The 14927-nt window shown below is 62.5% G+C and carries 15 protein-coding genes; 5 read left to right on the forward strand and 10 right to left on the reverse strand.

Annotation, left to right across the window (positions count from 1 at the left end; all coding sequences use genetic code 11):
- The first annotated feature begins 19 nt into the window (after positions 1-19).
- Together hppD and NKI20_RS01100 are read left to right on the forward strand one after the other, a co-directional pair.
- Positions 20-1135, forward strand: coding sequence for a 4-hydroxyphenylpyruvate dioxygenase (hppD, locus tag NKI20_RS01095; protein WP_352827525.1), 1116 nt, complete (start codon positions 20-22; stop codon positions 1133-1135).
- A 64-nt stretch (positions 1136-1199) separates the two neighbouring features.
- Positions 1200-1385 carry a type II toxin-antitoxin system Phd/YefM family antitoxin gene (locus tag NKI20_RS01100; protein ID WP_352598846.1) on the forward strand — a complete coding sequence of 62 codons (186 nt, stop codon included), beginning with the start codon at positions 1200-1202 and terminating at the stop codon, positions 1383-1385.
- 169 nt (positions 1386-1554) lie between these two features.
- Here NKI20_RS01100 and NKI20_RS01105 read toward each other — a convergent pair whose 3' ends face one another.
- Genes NKI20_RS01105 through hmgA form a run of 4 tightly spaced genes read right to left on the reverse strand, consistent with a single transcriptional unit; the run spans position 1555 to position 5069 of the window.
- Complete coding sequence (locus tag NKI20_RS01105) at positions 1555-1842, reverse strand: hypothetical protein (RefSeq protein ID WP_352598848.1); 288 nt, start codon at positions 1840-1842, stop codon at positions 1555-1557.
- Between the two features lie 4 nt (positions 1843-1846).
- A complete protein-coding gene (locus NKI20_RS01110) occupies positions 1847-2860 on the reverse strand; it encodes a fumarylacetoacetate hydrolase family protein (protein ID WP_352827529.1) in 1014 nt (337 codons plus the stop codon).
- On the reverse strand, positions 2857-3744 hold the full coding sequence (locus tag NKI20_RS01115; protein ID WP_352827636.1) for an MBL fold metallo-hydrolase: 888 nt from the start codon (positions 3742-3744) through the stop codon (positions 2857-2859). Before NKI20_RS01115 ends, NKI20_RS01110 begins: the two co-directional genes overlap by 4 nt.
- Before the next feature lie 11 nt (positions 3745-3755).
- Positions 3756-5069: a homogentisate 1,2-dioxygenase gene (hmgA, locus tag NKI20_RS01120; protein ID WP_352827532.1), complete on the reverse strand. Its 1314-nt coding sequence runs from the start codon at positions 5067-5069 to the stop codon at positions 3756-3758.
- 88 nt (positions 5070-5157) lie between these two features.
- On the opposite strand from hmgA, the gene NKI20_RS01125 reads away from it, so the two are divergent.
- Positions 5158-5631, forward strand: coding sequence for a MarR family winged helix-turn-helix transcriptional regulator (locus tag NKI20_RS01125; protein WP_352827639.1), 474 nt, complete (start codon positions 5158-5160; stop codon positions 5629-5631).
- A gap of 115 nt (positions 5632-5746) precedes the next feature.
- On the opposite strand, the gene NKI20_RS01130 is transcribed toward NKI20_RS01125, so the two are convergent.
- From NKI20_RS01130 to NKI20_RS01150, 5 genes are all read right to left on the reverse strand, one after another.
- Positions 5747-6880 (reverse strand): substrate-binding protein, encoded by a 1134-nt coding sequence (locus tag NKI20_RS01130; protein WP_352827534.1) that lies wholly within the window; start codon positions 6878-6880, stop codon positions 5747-5749.
- Between the two features lie 64 nt (positions 6881-6944).
- Positions 6945-7217 carry a hypothetical protein gene (locus NKI20_RS01135; protein ID WP_352598856.1) on the reverse strand — a complete coding sequence of 91 codons (273 nt, stop codon included), beginning with the start codon at positions 7215-7217 and terminating at the stop codon, positions 6945-6947.
- Between the two features lie 102 nt (positions 7218-7319).
- A complete protein-coding gene (locus tag NKI20_RS01140; protein WP_352827537.1) occupies positions 7320-8891 on the reverse strand; it encodes an HD domain-containing phosphohydrolase in 1572 nt (523 codons plus the stop codon).
- Positions 8892-9000: 109 nt separating this feature from the next.
- Positions 9001-10035, reverse strand: a complete 1035-nt coding sequence (tdh, locus tag NKI20_RS01145; protein WP_352827539.1) for an L-threonine 3-dehydrogenase — start codon at positions 10033-10035, stop codon at positions 9001-9003.
- Between the two features lie 51 nt (positions 10036-10086).
- Entirely contained in the window at positions 10087-11274 is a 1188-nt protein-coding gene (locus tag NKI20_RS01150) for a glycine C-acetyltransferase (RefSeq protein WP_352827541.1), read from the reverse strand.
- A gap of 304 nt (positions 11275-11578) precedes the next feature.
- Between NKI20_RS01150 and NKI20_RS01155 the strand changes: the two genes are divergently transcribed.
- Positions 11579-13645, forward strand: a complete 2067-nt coding sequence (locus NKI20_RS01155) for a putative bifunctional diguanylate cyclase/phosphodiesterase (RefSeq protein WP_352827543.1) — start codon at positions 11579-11581, stop codon at positions 13643-13645.
- A 209-nt stretch (positions 13646-13854) separates the two neighbouring features.
- Here the strand turns inward: NKI20_RS01155 and NKI20_RS01160 are convergent, their stop codons facing one another.
- Positions 13855-14283 (reverse strand): MarR family winged helix-turn-helix transcriptional regulator, encoded by a 429-nt coding sequence (locus NKI20_RS01160; protein WP_352598865.1) that lies wholly within the window; start codon positions 14281-14283, stop codon positions 13855-13857.
- A gap of 120 nt (positions 14284-14403) precedes the next feature.
- On the opposite strand from NKI20_RS01160, the gene NKI20_RS01165 reads away from it, so the two are divergent.
- Positions 14404-14811: a hypothetical protein gene (locus NKI20_RS01165; protein ID WP_352827546.1), complete on the forward strand. Its 408-nt coding sequence runs from the start codon at positions 14404-14406 to the stop codon at positions 14809-14811.
- Positions 14812-14927: the final 116 nt, after the last annotated feature.

Genomic DNA, 14927 nt, shown 5'->3' on the forward strand with positions numbered 1-14927 from the left:
CCAGATCCGGAGGAATATCATGGGCCCCTTCCCGCACGATGCCCCACCCGCCAAGATCAGCAAGGACAACCCCGCCGGCACCGATGGGTTCGAGTTCGTCGAGTTCGCGCACCCGGAGCCGCAGAAGCTCGCCGAACTGTTCACCCGGATGGGCTATGTCGCGGTGGCCAAGCACCGCACGAAGGACATCACAGTCTGGCGCCAGGGCGACATCAACTATGTCGTCAATGCCGAGCCCGGCTCGCATGCGATGAAATTCGTCGACAAGCACGGCCCCTGCGCCCCCTCCATGGGATGGCGCGTGGTCGATGCCAAACACGCTTTCGACCACGCTGTTGCCAAAGGCGCGACGCCTTACGAAGGCACCGACAAGGCGCTCGATGTGCCGGCAATCGTCGGCATCGGCGGCTCGCTGCTCTATTTCATCGAGACCTACGGCGAGAAGGGTTCGGCCTACGATGCCGAGTTCGAATGGCTGGGCGAACGTGACCCGCGGCCGCAAGGCGTCGGCTTCTATTATCTCGATCACCTGACTAACAATGTCTATCGTGGCCAGATGGACAAATGGTGGGATTTCTACCGCAACCTGTTCGGCTTCAAGCAGATCCATTTCTTCGACATTGATGGCAAGATCACCGGCTTGGTCAGCCGCGCCATCACCTCGCCCTGCGGCAAGATCCGCATTCCGCTCAACGAGTCCAAGGACGAGACCAGCCAGATCGCCGAATATCTGAAGAAGTACAATGGCGAAGGCATCCAGCACATTGCGGTCGGCACCGACGAGATTTATGCCGCCACCGACAGGCTGGCCGAAAACGGGCTGAAATTCATGCCCGGACCGCCGGAAACCTATTACGACATGTCCTATGCCAGGGTGAACGGCCATGACGAGCCGATCGAGCGGATGAAGAAGCACGGCATCCTGATCGACGGTGAAGGTGTCGTCGACGGCGGCACGACCAAGATCCTGCTGCAGATCTTTTCGAAAACCGTGATCGGACCGATCTTCTTCGAGTTCATCCAGCGCAAGGGCGACGAAGGCTTTGGCGAAGGCAATTTCCGCGCGCTGTTCGAATCGATCGAGCAGGACCAGATCAAGCGCGGGGTGATCAAGGTGGATGGCAAAGCGGCCTGAAACCTCAAGCTCGTTTGCGGCTCGATCGGCTTTGGTCTAAGTTCCGATCACAAGAGGTCGAGCCGTGAACGTCTCCATAACCGAAGCCAGAGCTAAGCTGTCGGAACTCGTAAGGCGCGCGAAGGCCGGCGAGGAGATCGTGATCACCCGACGCGGTAAGCCGGTGGCGCGTCTTCTCCCCCCTCCGGTGAAGGTGGGCCTTCTGCCAGGCATCGGCACTACCTCAGCCGTTGATGGGCCGATTATGTAAGATGAGAATTGGCAACTGGAGCCCCCAGCCTCTCGACCTCTGCCTTCCTTAGTTTGATGTCATAAACGAGCAGGAACTCGTCCAACTGTGGCGGCTTGACCAAGGTGCCGGATAGCATCGCATGCAGGTTGCCGGACATGCGAGCAGGTGATCAGGCAGGTTCATGGTGTCATCCGATCGACCGCACCAGATACAAGCCCGCCCACATAACCACAGATCCGGCAAGAACGATCAGCAAAAGCCGGCTCATCCGCCGCCGCATGACTTGCGTTTCCAGATCCCGCGCGACGTTGATGTTGGTGATGGTGTGGAACATCATCGCCTTGCGCGGAAAGCCGCTGCGGTTGGTCAGGCCGAGCGTGCGCGCCTCGACGCGGTAGCTCAACCGGATCGCCTGGATGAAGGCCGCCAGCAAGGCGAGTGCCCAGACACCGGCCAGCAGATAGTGCCCCGTCATTCCCTCACCTCTCGTATTTCTCGACCTTCTGCTCGATGGCGCCGAAGATCGAATGACCCGTCTTGTCCTTCATCTCGATGCGCACCGTGTCGCCGAAGCGCAGGAACGGCGTCTTGGGTTCGCCTGATACAATGGTCTCGATCATGCGCAGTTCTGCGATGCAGGAATAGCCGGCGCCGCCGTCCTGGACAGGCTTGCCCGGCCCGCCGTCGAGCTTGTTGGAGACGGTGCCCGAGCCGACGATGGTGCCGGCGGCCAGCGGCCTTGTCCTGGCGGCATGCACGATCAGCGCCGGGAAATCGAAGGTCATGTCGATGCCGGCATTGGCCCGGCCGAAGGGCTTGCCGTTGACATCGGCGAGCAGCGGCAGGCTGACCTTGCCGCCATCCCAGGCGTCTCCCAGTTCGTCCGGCGTCACTGCGACAGGCGAGAACGCCGAGGACGGCTTTGACTGGAAAAAGCCGAAACCTTTCGCCAGCTCCGGTCCTGTCAGTGCGCGCAGCGTCACGTCGTTGACCAGCATGATCAGCCGGATCGCGGCGCGCGCTTCCTCGAGGCTTGCACCCATCGGCACGTCGTCGACGACAACAGCGACTTCGCCTTCCATATCGATGCCGAACGCCTCGTCGACTATCCGGATCGGATCGCGTGGCGGAATGAAGGAATCCGAGCCGCCCTGGTAGATCAGCGGGTCGGTCCAGAAGCTCGCCGGCATCTCGGCGCCGCGGGCTTTGCGAACCAGTTCGACGTGGTTCACATAGGCCGAGCCATCGGCCCACTGATAGGCACGCGGCAGCGGCGAATGGGCGTCATGCTCGTGGAAGCGTTCCGACGGCATCGCATTGTTCTCCAGCGATTCCGCTATCGTCGCGAGATGTGGGGCGATGCGCCGCCAGTCGTCTAGCGCCGCCTGCAGCGTGCGCGCCAGGAACGAGGCGTCGGTGAAGTGTGTCAGGTCGCGCGAGACGACGACGAGTTTTCCGTCGCGCGTCCCGTCCTTCAATGTGGCAAGCTTCATGCGGTTTCCTCTCCCTGTGCGGCTTTGGCGCCGCTTAATTCCACAACAAGGCCGTCGCGGGCGATCGTCAAGTCGCCGGCCCATGTTTTCCTGACAGCGGCGATCCAGTCGGCCTCGCCGATCTCGGCATCGTCGGCCGGAATGAGGTGATTGAGCACCAGGCTCGTCACGCCGGCATCGCGGGCGATATGCCCGGCTTCTTCGGCAAAGCTGTGGCTGGCGAGCAGATGGTCTCTCAGCCGCCCGCCATTGCCGGTCTTAGCCACAAGCCGCTCGATGCCGTCTTCCAGCATGGCTTCGTGGACCAGGACGTCGGCGTCCCGGGCAAAATCGGCGAGCGGTGGAAAAAAGGCCGTATCCGCGGAGAACACAACGCTTTTCCCGTCATGCTCGAAGCGCAGGGCAAAACAGTCGGTCACCGGAGGATGCTCGACGCGCAGCGCCGAGACCTTCAAGCCACCCTGCTCGACCACATGGCCTTCGCCGAACTCGACCATCGAAACCAGTTCGCGGATATCCGGCCGGCCCTCATCGACGATGCGTATCTCGATGTCGAACTCCATCGACTGACAAAAGCGCCGCCAGTAGTGGCCCGTGCCGGGCGGACCGAACACTTCGATGGGTGTCGCCAGCCCCGCCGTCCAGGCGGTGTGGATCAGCGGTCCCAGTTCCAACACATGGTCGGAATGCAGATGCGTGATGAAGACCAGGTCGAGCGCCTTCAGGCTGATGCCGGCATCGACCAGACCGCGCGTCACGCCGAGACCGCAATCGACGACGATGCTGCGGCCGCCGATCTGCAGCAGCGACGAACTCGGCCACGGTCCGCCTGGCCGCAATGCCGGGCCACCCTTCGAGCCCAAAAGCACCAGCCGGTCCGGCATTGTCTCAGCGCTCAAGACCAGTCGCCCTCCGGCGTGCCGTTGAAGTGCTTCTTCAGGTCCGCCCAGCAGTCGATGTAATTGTCCTGCCGGGTTTCCAGTTCGGCGCCGTAGCGGGTCAGCATCTGCGGAAAACGGGTCTCGAACATAAAGGCCATGGTGTTGTCGAGCTTGACCGGTTTCAGGTCTGCGCGCGAGGCCTTTTCGAAGCCAGGCGCATCCGGTCCATGGGCCAGCATCAGATTGTGCAGGCTGATGCCGCCGGGTACAAAACCCTCTTCCTTGGCATCGTACTGGCCGTGGATCAGCCCCATGAACTCGCTCATGATGTTGCGGTGGTACCAGGGCGGCCGGAACGTATCTTCGGCCACCAGCCAGCGCGGCGGGAAGATGACGAAGTCGATGTTGGCGGTGCCCTCCTCGCCGCTCGGCGCGGTCAGCACGGTGAAGATCGACGGGTCTGGATGGTCGAACAACAGCGCGCCGACCGGCGAAAAGGTTGCCAGATCATATTTGTAGGGCGCGTAGTTGCCGTGCCAGGCGACGACATCCAGGGGCGAGTGACCGATCTCGGTGACATGGAAATTGCCGCACCATTTGACGATCAGCCGGCACGGCGTTTCCTTGTCCTCGAACCATGCGCAAGGTGTCTTGAAATCGCGCGGATTGGCCAGGCAGTTGGCGCCGATCGGACCACGATCGGGCAGCGTCAGCTTGGCGCCGTAATTCTCGCAGACATAGCCGCGCACTTCGGCATCGACCAGCTCGACCTTGAAGACCAGCCCACGCGGCAGCACTGCGAGCTCGCCGGGCCGCAGCTCGATGACGCCCATCTCGGTGATGAAGCGCAAGGCACCGACTTGCGGCACGACCAGCAACTCCCCGTCGGCATTGAAGAAATGATCGTCCGCCATCGAGCGGTTGGCGACGTAGACATGCGCTGCCATGCCGGTCTGTCCCAGCACATCGCCTGATGTGGTGATGCTGCGCATGCCGGCGATGAAATCGGTGGGCTCTTTCGGCATCGGCACCGGATTCCAGCGGTACTGGCCGAGCGCCAGTTCGTGATCGCCGACATTGGGCGCGCTCTTCCACAAGGGATAGCTCGCCCGTTTGAAGCGGCCAGTGTGCTTGACGCTCGGCCGAATGCGATAGAGCCAGGAGCGCTCATTGGTGCCGCGCGGCGCGGTGAAGGGCGAGCCGGAAAGCTGCTCGGCATAGAGCCCATAGGCCGGCCGCTGCGGCGAATTCCGCCCCTGCGGGAGCGAACTCGGCAAGGTCTCGGTTTCAAAGTCGTTGCCGAACCCCGGCATGTAGGAAAAGGCCATTGCTTCCTCCCGGAATAGATCTCAATTGACCAAACTGGTTTCATTTGTAACCATCGAAAATGTAACCATCAATGGCGGCTTTGAAAAAATGGCGATCAAGAGCGAAGCGTCCGACGCGCCTGAAATTCTCAATCTGGAAAATTTCCTGCCCTACCGGCTCTACCGGCTTGCCGACGCCGTCAGCCGCGAATTTTCGCGAATATACAAGGACAGTCACGGCCTGACGCGGCCGGAATGGCGTACCCTTTCCGGGCTTGGGCAGCATGGAACGATGACCGCGACTGAACTCGGCAACCAATCGGCCATGCACAAGACCAAGGTATCGCGCGCCGTGGCTGAACTCGAACGACGACGCTGGCTCACCCGAACCGCTGACGAGAATGATCGTCGCGTCGAACATCTGGCGCTGACCAAGGCCGGCCTTGCCGCCTATCGCGAAATGGTGCCGCTGGCGAAGGCGTTCGAGAGGGATTTGCTGGACAAGCTTAGCGCGAGCGAGCGTGCGGCGATCTCGAACGGATTGGCCGCGCTGGAGGCCGCCTTGGCATCGACCCACGCCTAGTTACGGAATGACATCGAACAGGCGCAAGGAACAGCCCTTGCTGGCCCGGTTGGATGGCGAGGGCGGCATCTACTCGCCCCCGCCACTTGGAACAACATTGATCGACGCCGCGGATTCAGTCGGCGCCGATGACTTGGCTTTCGCCGGCAAGCATCCGTTCGTTGGGATCGATCGGTCCAAGGTTCTTCACGATCCGGAAGCGACCGCTCTGTGCCTGCGCAATGTACATGTTCATGCGAACATGGTGCTGGCCGGGGACCATTTCGGCCGGGCCACCCGGCCCCTCGCTGATCCGAGCATGGTCGAGCGCCCGGATAACCGCGTCGCGCTCGACCGAGCCGGCTTCGGCCACCGCCGCTTCCCACATTTTGATCGCCCGGTAGTGGCCGGTGCAGCCGCTGCCCGCGGTCAACATCGCGCTGCCGGGGAATCGGTCCTGGTAGCGCCGCAAGAGCGCCCGGCCAAACGGATCCTCGAGTTCCTGATAGTAGTCGAGGCAACTGTAGAGGCCTTCGATCTGCTCGGACGGCACGAGATTGAAGAAGTTCTCGTCGAAGTAGGTGCAGATGAACTTGCCGCCTCGCTTGCCGAAACCAGCCCTGTGCAGCTCGTCGAGAAACGGCGTCAAGCCCGGCGGAACCAGGGTGTTGAAGACCACTTCAGCGCCGCTCGCCATGATCTGCTGCACCGTCTGCCGGAAATCGACGGTATCGAGCGGAAAATACTCCTCACCGACGATCTCGCCGCCATTGGCGCGAACCACCCGGCTCGCGGCCTTGTTCAACAGATGGGGCCAGATGTAGTCGGCCGAAGGCAGATAGAACTTCTTCGCCCCGGTGCTCTTCATGAACCATGGGATCAGCGGCTCGACCTGCTGCGCGGGCACCGGGCCCGTGCAGAAGATCAGGGGATCGCTTTCCTGCCCCTCGTATTGCTCGGTGTAGATGTAGAGCGTCCTGCCGCGTGTGACCGCCTCGCTCTTGATGGCTTGGCGGGTCGAACTGTAGATGCCTCCGACGACCAGATCGACTTTGTCGACATCTATCAGTTTCGCGGTCCTTGCCTTGGCAACGCTGTCGGTGGTCTCACCGTCCTCAATGATGACTTTCACCGGCCGGCCCAGCAAGCCGCCCTTGGCGTTGATGTCATCGACGAGCATGGTCGTGAGGTTTGCGTTGGCGATGCCCATGAAGGACAACGGGCCGGTGAGTTCGGCGATAAGGCCGATCTTGATGGGTTTCTGGTCCATCTCATGTCTCCGATCTTTGGGGTTCGTGGGTGCGCCGCCGGTAGCAGGCGGCGCGAAAGGCACGTCAGGCCTCATAGTGGCCGAGCAGCATCGCCGCTTGCGGCTTGCCCACGTGGCCAGCCTCCTGCAGGATCGCCGGCACTTCGGGATCCGATACGAAGTTCTTCCAACCCTCGGCATCCCAGTCGAAGATCGCCCAGACGCGGTCGGACTCGCTGGGGTCGCGGAACACGGTCGCGCCGTTCGAACCGTGCAGTCGGCGCTTGTCGGCGCCCTTGGTCGAAAAGATACGGATGAAGCGGTCGACGTCCGCCACCTTGGTCGTTGCGAGAAGCATCTGATTTCCTCCTGTCGGTCGCGGCCACCATTGGTCCGTCGACAGGATCACGATGCGCGCCTCGGAGCAGGTGCACATGGGGAGGATTCCCTATGCCGATGACTACGTCTCGCCCGGCCGGACAAGGCCGTGCTCGACCGCATAGAGTACCGCGGCGGCGCGAGTGGTCACACCGATCTTGGCATAGACGTTCTGGATATGGTGGTCCGCGGTCTTGGGCGAGATATCCAGCTCGCGCCCCGCTTCCTTGGCGGTGAGGCCGGCGGCGATCAGGCGCAGCACCTCGATCTCACGTGGCGTCATTCCGGCCAGCGGCCGGTGCGCCGCCCGGCGTGACCGCTGCCCGGCGAAGGACAGCACGGCCTCGGCGGCGTCGGGGCAGATACTGCCCTCACGAACGGCAGCGCGCAACTGCGTCGCTGCAGCGTCGCTGGACAGCGCCCTGCGGTGAGGACGTTCCTCCCGCGACGTTTGGAACGCTTCGGCAGCGGCCAGGATCCTCGCCGCCGGGGACAGGTCGGAACCGCCGACCTTGCGGTGATAGCCAGAGCCGTCCAGGCGTTCGTGATGGCGCAGGACGAGTGAGGCCATTGCCTCGCCCTCGCGGCCGAACGAGGCCAGCGCACGCTCGCCGTAATAGGCGTGCAGTTGGGCTGCGTCGCGCTCGCGGACCGACAGCGGACCATTGCGCATCCAGGTCGCCACCGGCACGACAAGTTCGCCAATGTCGTGGATGCAGCCCGCCCAGCGCAGCGCACGGACGTCGGCGGCGGGCAGCCCCATCTGTCTCCCCGCTCCCTCAGCCAGTTCCGCCACCATCCGCGAATGGCCTTGTGTGAACGGCATGCGCATGTCGATCATGTCGGCGATGGCGAGAAATGCCTCGTCGCAGTCCGCCTCATCGAGCGACACCGGCGGATCGGGCTCCAGCGCCAAAATCGTCTCGCGGTCGACCGTCACGCCGATGCCCTCCATCAGCACCGCCGCGTTTGCCGAGACAAGCCGGGCCAGATCAGCCGCGTAAGGGCCGTCGCCGCGGCTGGCGACAGTTTCGGCCATTTCCACGATCCCGACGGCATCGCTAAGCGCAATGACATCCTGCGCCAGAGTGATCAATTGGACGGCCGGCAGCACCTCCTCGCCGCTCAGTCCACGTGGCAGACCCTTGCCGTCCCAGCGTTCGTAGATTTGTCCAAGATTGCGGCCCATCTCCCCGGACAAGCCAAGCCGCTCACCGATGCGCTGCGCGACCTCGCAATGCGCGATCAGCACCGGGCGGGCCACCGCCAACGCCTGCGACATGGCGGCCTCGATCGCCCTGGCCTGCGCGTCAGGCTGGAGATCGTAGTAGAACCGCTTGAAGGCCTGTACGAAGACCCTGCCCAGTTCCGCACGATTGCCCATGTCGAGACCGACAAGGTCCTGGCGGAGCGCGATTTCGTCGCCGAAGGTTGCCGACAGAAGATCGGTATCCGCGTTGCAGCCAACATAGCGAAGCATCGACTGGTGGTAGGCATCGCGCCGAACCTGCTCGGAAACGCCCGCACGATCTGCGATCCGCATCGCAAGCACGCAGGATTTCAGCGCGAAGTCGCGAGAATGGCCGGTTGCGAGGTCCGAAGCATAGGCGAGGACCATCATGAAGTCCGCCCGGCGGATCGAGACTTTTGTCATCGCCCACCTCCCAATGAGCATGCTAGTCCCGCGGGCCGTCAATACCTAGCGGAAAATCCCACGCACGCCGTCAGCCGGCTGGCTGGTTTCAGATCCCCGGCGCCAACGCCTACCAGTCCATCACCACCTTGCCCGAACTGCCGCTGCGCATGGCATCGAAGCCGGCCTGAAAGTCATCGATGCCGATGCGGTGCGTGATCAAGCCGGAGACATCCAGCGGACCCTGCACAAGCGCGATCATCTTGTACCAGGTCTCGAACATCTCGCGGCCATAGATGCCCTTGAGGTGCAGCATCTTGAAGATGACCTTGTTCCAGTCGATCTCGAAGCCGGTGGGCGCGATGCCCAGGATGGCAATCTTGCCGCCATTGTTCATGGTATCGATCATGTCGCGGAAGGCGGGGGCGGCGCCCGACATTTCGAGGCCGACATCAAAGCCTTCGGTCATGCCGAGCGCCGGCATGACGTCGCGCAGTTTTTCCTTCGAGGCGTCGACGACATGCTGGACGCCGAGCTTTTTCGCCAGCGCCAGCCGCACAGGGTTGATGTCGGTGATCACCACCTTTCGTGCGCCGACGCATTGCGCGACGAGCGCGCCCATGATGCCGATCGGTCCGGCCCCGGTGACCAGTACGTCCTCGCCGACCAAGTCAAAGGACAATGCCGTGTGGACGGCGTTGCCCAGGGGATCGAAGATCGCGGCGATCTCGTCGGGCACGTCGTCGGGGATCGGCACGACATTGTGCTGCGGAATCGCCAGATATTCGCCAAAGGCGCCCGGACGGTTGACGCCGACGCCGAGCGTGTTGCGGCAGAGATGCCCTCGCCCGGCACGGCAGTTGCGGCAATGGCCGCAGACGATATGACCCTCGCCCGACACGCGCTGGCCGACCTTGTATTCGGTGACAGCGGCGCCGAAATCGGCGACGGTGCCGACAAATTCATGGCCGGTGACCATCGGCACCGGCACCGTCTTCTGCGCCCACTGATCCCAATTGTAGATATGGACGTCGGTGCCGCAGATTGCCGTCTTGCGGATCTTGATCAGCACGTCGTTAGGGCCGATTTCCGGCACCGGCACCTCTTCCATCCAGATGCCCGGCTCGGCCTTGGCCTTCACCAGCGCCTTCATCATGTTCGACATGCTTTTGTCCCTTGAATCTCTTGATCCGGAATGGCTTTCGATTGCGGCCTTTCAGGAAATCACGCCCAATTCCTTGCCGACCGCTTCGAATGCCTCAACCGCACGGTCGATGTCCGCGGCGGAATGCGCCGCCGACATCTGGGTGCGGATGCGCGCCTGGCCCTTCGGCACCACCGGGAAGGAAAAACCGATGACGTAGATGCCACGCTTCAGCATGCGAGCCGCCATCTCCTGCGCCAGCGTCGCATCGCCCAGCATCACTGGAATGATCGGATGGTCGGCGCCGGCCAGCGTGAAACCGAGCTTGCCCATCTGCGACCGGAACCGCGTCGCATTGGCATAGAGGTGCTCGCGCAAGGCATCGCCATTGCGGATCAGGTCGAACACCTTGATCGAAGCGCCGGCGATCGCCGGCATCAGCGTGTTGGAAAAAAGATAGGGCCGCGAGCGCTGGCGCAGCCAATCGACCACCTGCCTCTTGCCAGAGGTGTAGCCGCCGGATGCACCGCCGAGCGCCTTGCCGAGCGTCCCGGTGATGATGTCGACCCTGCCCTCGACGCCACAATGCTCGGGCGAGCCGCGGCCGTTCTGGCCGACGAAGCCGACCGCATGGCTGTCGTCAACCATCACCATGGCGTCGTATTTTTCGGCAAGGTCGCAGACACCCCTGAGATTGGCGATGATGCCATCCATCGAGAACACACCGTCGGTGGCGATCAGCCGGAAGCGGCAGTCCCTGGCTTCCTTCAGGCGCACCTCCAGATCGGCCATGTCGTTGTTGGCGTAGCGGAAGCGTTTGGCCTTCGACAGCCGCACGCCGTCGATGATCGAAGCGTGGTTCAGCGCATCGGAAATGACCGCGTCCTCTTCACCGAGCAACGTCTCGAACAGGCCGCCATTGGCATCGAAGCAGGAGCCATAGAGGATGGTGTCTTCCAGGCCGAGGAAGGATGAAATCGTCGCCTCGAGCTGCTTGTGCTCCTCCTGCGTGCCGCAGATGAAGCGCACCGACGCCATGCCATAGCCATAGCGGTCGAGCGCCTGCTTGGCCGCATCGCGCAGGTCGTCGCTATCGGCAAGGCCGAGATAGTTATTGGCGCAGAAGTTGAGCACTTTCTGCCCGCCGACCTCGATCTCAGCCGACTGGGTCGAGGAGATCACGCGCTCGGATTTGTAGAGGCCGGCCGATTTGAGCCCCGCGAGCTCGTTGTCGATGTGGGAAAGGAATGCTGCGGTCATGGTTGGGCCTCGTTCGATGTGGGCCGACTGTCGTCTCGTCCGAGCTAAAAATCCATCGCAAAAACGACCGGATCGGTGGCAAGCGACCCGATGTGGCCCCGATGATCACTAAAGCGACACTACAACAAATGGTGCTGGCTGGTGACCGCTCGAATGCCGGCATGACGCTAAACGGGCCGATAACCATTTCGCGATCTTTCCACGTCCCAACCTTGCCGGACGGCTGTGGATTTCCAGACCTGTTAATGTTTGCAGGCCAGTCTTCGCAGCAGGAATCCGTTGGCGAAGAGGACCGCCCCCGAAAATGTCGCAGCAGCCGGCGCAGACCGTTTCAGGCAAACTCATACTGCTGATCAAAGCTGGCTACTGGCTGGCCCTGCTGATCATTGCCGCCATGGTGATAGCCTCCTTCATCCTGCTGCAGCAGATGATGGCCACCCAACAGCACAACAACACCTTGCTCGACATCGTCAGCACGCAAAAGACGCTTTCGCAGCGCATCGTCTTCCTAGCCGGCGCAACCGGTGCTGCTTCGCGTGACAAACAGCCGGCGCTGGTCAGCGCGCTCAAGCAGGCCACGGGGGAGTTCGAGACCAACTACGATCTGCTGCTAAAGCAGACGGGAGCCGACCCCCAATCGCCGGCCAAGCTCGATCCGAGGTCGATCGACAGCGTCCTTTTCGCCAAGCCCTTCCACCTCGACTATTTCTCGGTCGGGCTGATCGCCAATGGCGACCGCCTGATCTCGGCCTATGAATCTCAATTCAGCGGCAATGGCGGCTACAAGGGCGGCGGCGAGCGCGTCAATCTCGATGCCTCCGTCGCCAATGCGAACTTGTCGGGCTACGCCGCGCTTGGCCAGCGCATCAGCGCCGATGCAGACGAGCGTTCCGAGAGGCTGCTCGCTCTCCACCGCACGCTGTTCTACGCCACCCTGGGCGTCATCATACTGGTGGCACTCTTCATCTTCAGGCCGATGTCGAACGCCATCCTGCGCAAGACGCATGAGCTGATCGACGCGCGCAATTCGATGGCCTTCATCGCGGTGCATGACGGCCTCACCGGCCTGCACAACCGCACGTTCCTGACCGATCATTTCGACACGCTGATCAAGGGGTCACACCGCCGCCGGGAGCGCCTGGCTGTGATCCAGCTCGACCTCGACCGGTTCAAGCAGATCAACGATACGCTAGGCCATGCCGCAGGCGACTATGTGCTGGTCGTCACCGCGCAGCGCATGCGCGATTCCTGCCGAGCGTCGGACTTGTGCGCGCGCCTGGGCGGCGACGAGTTCGTCATGATCCTCGGCGGCGCCGGCGGCACCGAAGACATCAACATGCTGGCCCGGCGCATCCTGGCGCATATCAACGAGCCGATCGTCTTCCAGGGCACGACCGTTCTCCCGGGCGCCAGCGCCGGCATCGCCGTCTACCCGATCGACGCCGACAATGCTCAGGATCTGCTGGTTCATGCCGATCTGGCGCTCTATTCCGCCAAGAAGCTGGGCGGCGGCAACTTCTCCTTCTTCTCCGAAGAGTTGCGCCGCGAGCTCGACTATCGCAAGCAGCTCGAGCACGACATCAAGGTCGCCATCGCGGAGCGGGCATTCCAGGTCTATTTCCAGCCCCAGGTTTCGCTGACCAACGGCACGATCAGCGGCATCGAAGCGCTGGTGCGCTGGAACCATGCCGAGCGCGGCATGATCCCACCGGGCGAATTTATCCCGGTCGCCGAAAAATGCGGCTTCATGCCCGAGATCGGCCGCATCGTCATCGCCAAGGCGATCAACGAAGCCGCCGAATGGAACCGCGCCGGCATTGCCTTCGGCCGGCTTGCGGTCAATGTTTCCGGCACCGAACTGCGCGAGCACGATTTCGATGAGTTTCTTTTCGAGACGCTGGAAAAGGCCGGGCTGCCGCCACAGAAACTGTCGCTGGAAATCGTCGAATCCGTTATCCTCGACGACGAGAAGACGGGTATCGCCGCCAAGCTGCGCCACATCAGGGCGGCCGGCGTCCACCTGGAACTCGATGATTTCGGTACCGGTTATGCCTCGCTAAGCCATGTCAATCCGAACGAGATCGACCGGCTGAAGATCGATCGACGCTTCGTCCAGAACATTCATGAGAATGGCGACAACTCGAAGATCGTGCGCGCCATCACCGAGCTTGCCCGTGGCCTCGGCATCTCCATCGTCGCCGAAGGCGCCGAAACCGAAGCCGAACTCGAATCGCTGATGGCGATCGGCTGCGACCAGGTGCAGGGCTACTCCATCGCCTTCCCGATGCCGCACGACAAGGCACTGGAATGGCTGACTGCCCGCATGCCGAAGAAGGCCAGGCTGACGGTGCTGCAGGGAAGCCTGGCATAGGCGTCGCCCAAAGCGTATCGCGCTTGAGCGGAACCGAGCGACGCGCTTTATTATCCCGAACCGCTACGCACTTTTGGGCGAGATGTTCCAGGACGGCTTCGACGCAAGACGAAGCTGACCAATTTGATCACCGCGCCAAAGCTACGCCATTACACTTTTGGAACAATCCGGGGCTACGACGACTGAGCCGATGAGCCGGGCCCGCGCTCCTATCCCCCGACATTCGCCCGCAACGCCGCCAGAACCTGCGCGAACTCCGCCAGCCGCTCGTCGGACAGTCCGACCCGTAGCCGCTTGTCAAAGGACAACGCAGCCTTGCGCAAGGTCTCGAACATCGCTTCTCCCGCCGCGGTCAGTTCGACCAGATGAACCCGGCGGTTCACGGGATCGCGGCGGCGTATCAGCAGGCCCTGCGCCTCCATCGCATTGAGATGGTGGGTCAGCGTCGCCCCCTGGATGCCGATCATGCCGGCAAGCTCGCGCTGATTGGCAAGCTTGCTCGATTTGACCGACAGCAGAGTGAGCCAGACCGGCAACGTACCGCCCGCTTCGACAAGAGCAGCATCGAAGGCCTGGGCGACAAGTTTGGCGGTGCGGCCGAGATTCATGCCGACTGGCGGGCGGTCAAAGGGCGTCATCGTCGGACACTAGGCGGTGTTCTCCGTAGAGGGAACTGGGTGACAGTCTTATACATTGACATCTAATCATTTGATATCTAATTATATGCGAACGACGGGCAAAAAAGAGGAAATGCGGTCATGCAATATGTCTACATCGTCGTCCTCGGTCTTCATGTCATGGCCGGCGTGTTCTGGGCCGGCACCACCATCGCGGTCGGCCGCGATCCGGAGATCCGGGCGGAACGGTTCTTCCGGCCCCAAATGGGCGCGGCCGGCCTGGTTTTCCTCACCGGCATACTGCTTTGGTATTTCTTCCATCAAGGCCTTTTCGGCCCGATGGAGAAGGTGCTGGCGCTGGGCATCGCCACGGCTCTAATTGCCGCCGGCGTACAGGGCGCGCTGGTCGGTTCTGCCGCCAGGCAGCTTGCCGGCACCGACGCGGCGACAGAAGCCGGGTTGCGCGCGAAAATGACAAGAGGCGAGCGCATCGCCGGCGGTCTGCTGGTCATCACCGTGCTGTGCATGGCCGTCGCGCGGATGGTCTGAGGCGCAGCACAATTTCACGGAATCGCATGTTGTCTGGCGACGAGCCAATGACGTGCGGGCGCGCGGTCGGACCGAAGTACACGGGCTCTCGTACGCAGGTCCGACCGCGCGCCACC

Source organism: Mesorhizobium sp. M0830 (assembly GCF_040319965.1).
Classification (GTDB): domain Bacteria; phylum Pseudomonadota; class Alphaproteobacteria; order Rhizobiales; family Rhizobiaceae; genus Mesorhizobium.

Excerpts from the sequence above, each read along its gene's own strand:
- hppD (WP_352827525.1), top strand. The coding sequence starts at position 20 with ATGGGCCCCTTCCCGCACGATGCCCCACCCGCCAAGATCAGCAAGGAC.
- NKI20_RS01105 (WP_352598848.1), bottom strand. The coding sequence starts at position 1,842 with ATGACGGGGCACTATCTGCTGGCCGGTGTCTGGGCACTCGCCTTGCTG.
- NKI20_RS01110 (WP_352827529.1), bottom strand. The coding sequence starts at position 2,860 with ATGAAGCTTGCCACATTGAAGGACGGGACGCGCGACGGAAAACTCGTC.
- NKI20_RS01115 (WP_352827636.1), bottom strand. The coding sequence starts at position 3,744 with ATGCCGGACCGGCTGGTGCTTTTGGGCTCGAAGGGTGGCCCGGCATTG.
- hmgA (WP_352827532.1), bottom strand. The coding sequence starts at position 5,069 with ATGGCCTTTTCCTACATGCCGGGGTTCGGCAACGACTTTGAAACCGAG.
- NKI20_RS01125 (WP_352827639.1), top strand. The coding sequence starts at position 5,158 with ATGGCGATCAAGAGCGAAGCGTCCGACGCGCCTGAAATTCTCAATCTG.
- NKI20_RS01130 (WP_352827534.1), bottom strand. The coding sequence starts at position 6,880 with ATGGACCAGAAACCCATCAAGATCGGCCTTATCGCCGAACTCACCGGC.
- NKI20_RS01135 (WP_352598856.1), bottom strand. The coding sequence starts at position 7,217 with ATGCTTCTCGCAACGACCAAGGTGGCGGACGTCGACCGCTTCATCCGT.
- NKI20_RS01140 (WP_352827537.1), bottom strand. The coding sequence starts at position 8,891 with ATGACAAAAGTCTCGATCCGCCGGGCGGACTTCATGATGGTCCTCGCC.
- tdh (WP_352827539.1), bottom strand. The coding sequence starts at position 10,035 with ATGTCGAACATGATGAAGGCGCTGGTGAAGGCCAAGGCCGAGCCGGGC.
- NKI20_RS01150 (WP_352827541.1), bottom strand. The coding sequence starts at position 11,274 with ATGACCGCAGCATTCCTTTCCCACATCGACAACGAGCTCGCGGGGCTC.
- NKI20_RS01155 (WP_352827543.1), top strand. The coding sequence starts at position 11,579 with ATGTCGCAGCAGCCGGCGCAGACCGTTTCAGGCAAACTCATACTGCTG.
- NKI20_RS01160 (WP_352598865.1), bottom strand. The coding sequence starts at position 14,283 with ATGACGCCCTTTGACCGCCCGCCAGTCGGCATGAATCTCGGCCGCACC.
- NKI20_RS01165 (WP_352827546.1), top strand. The coding sequence starts at position 14,404 with ATGCAATATGTCTACATCGTCGTCCTCGGTCTTCATGTCATGGCCGGC.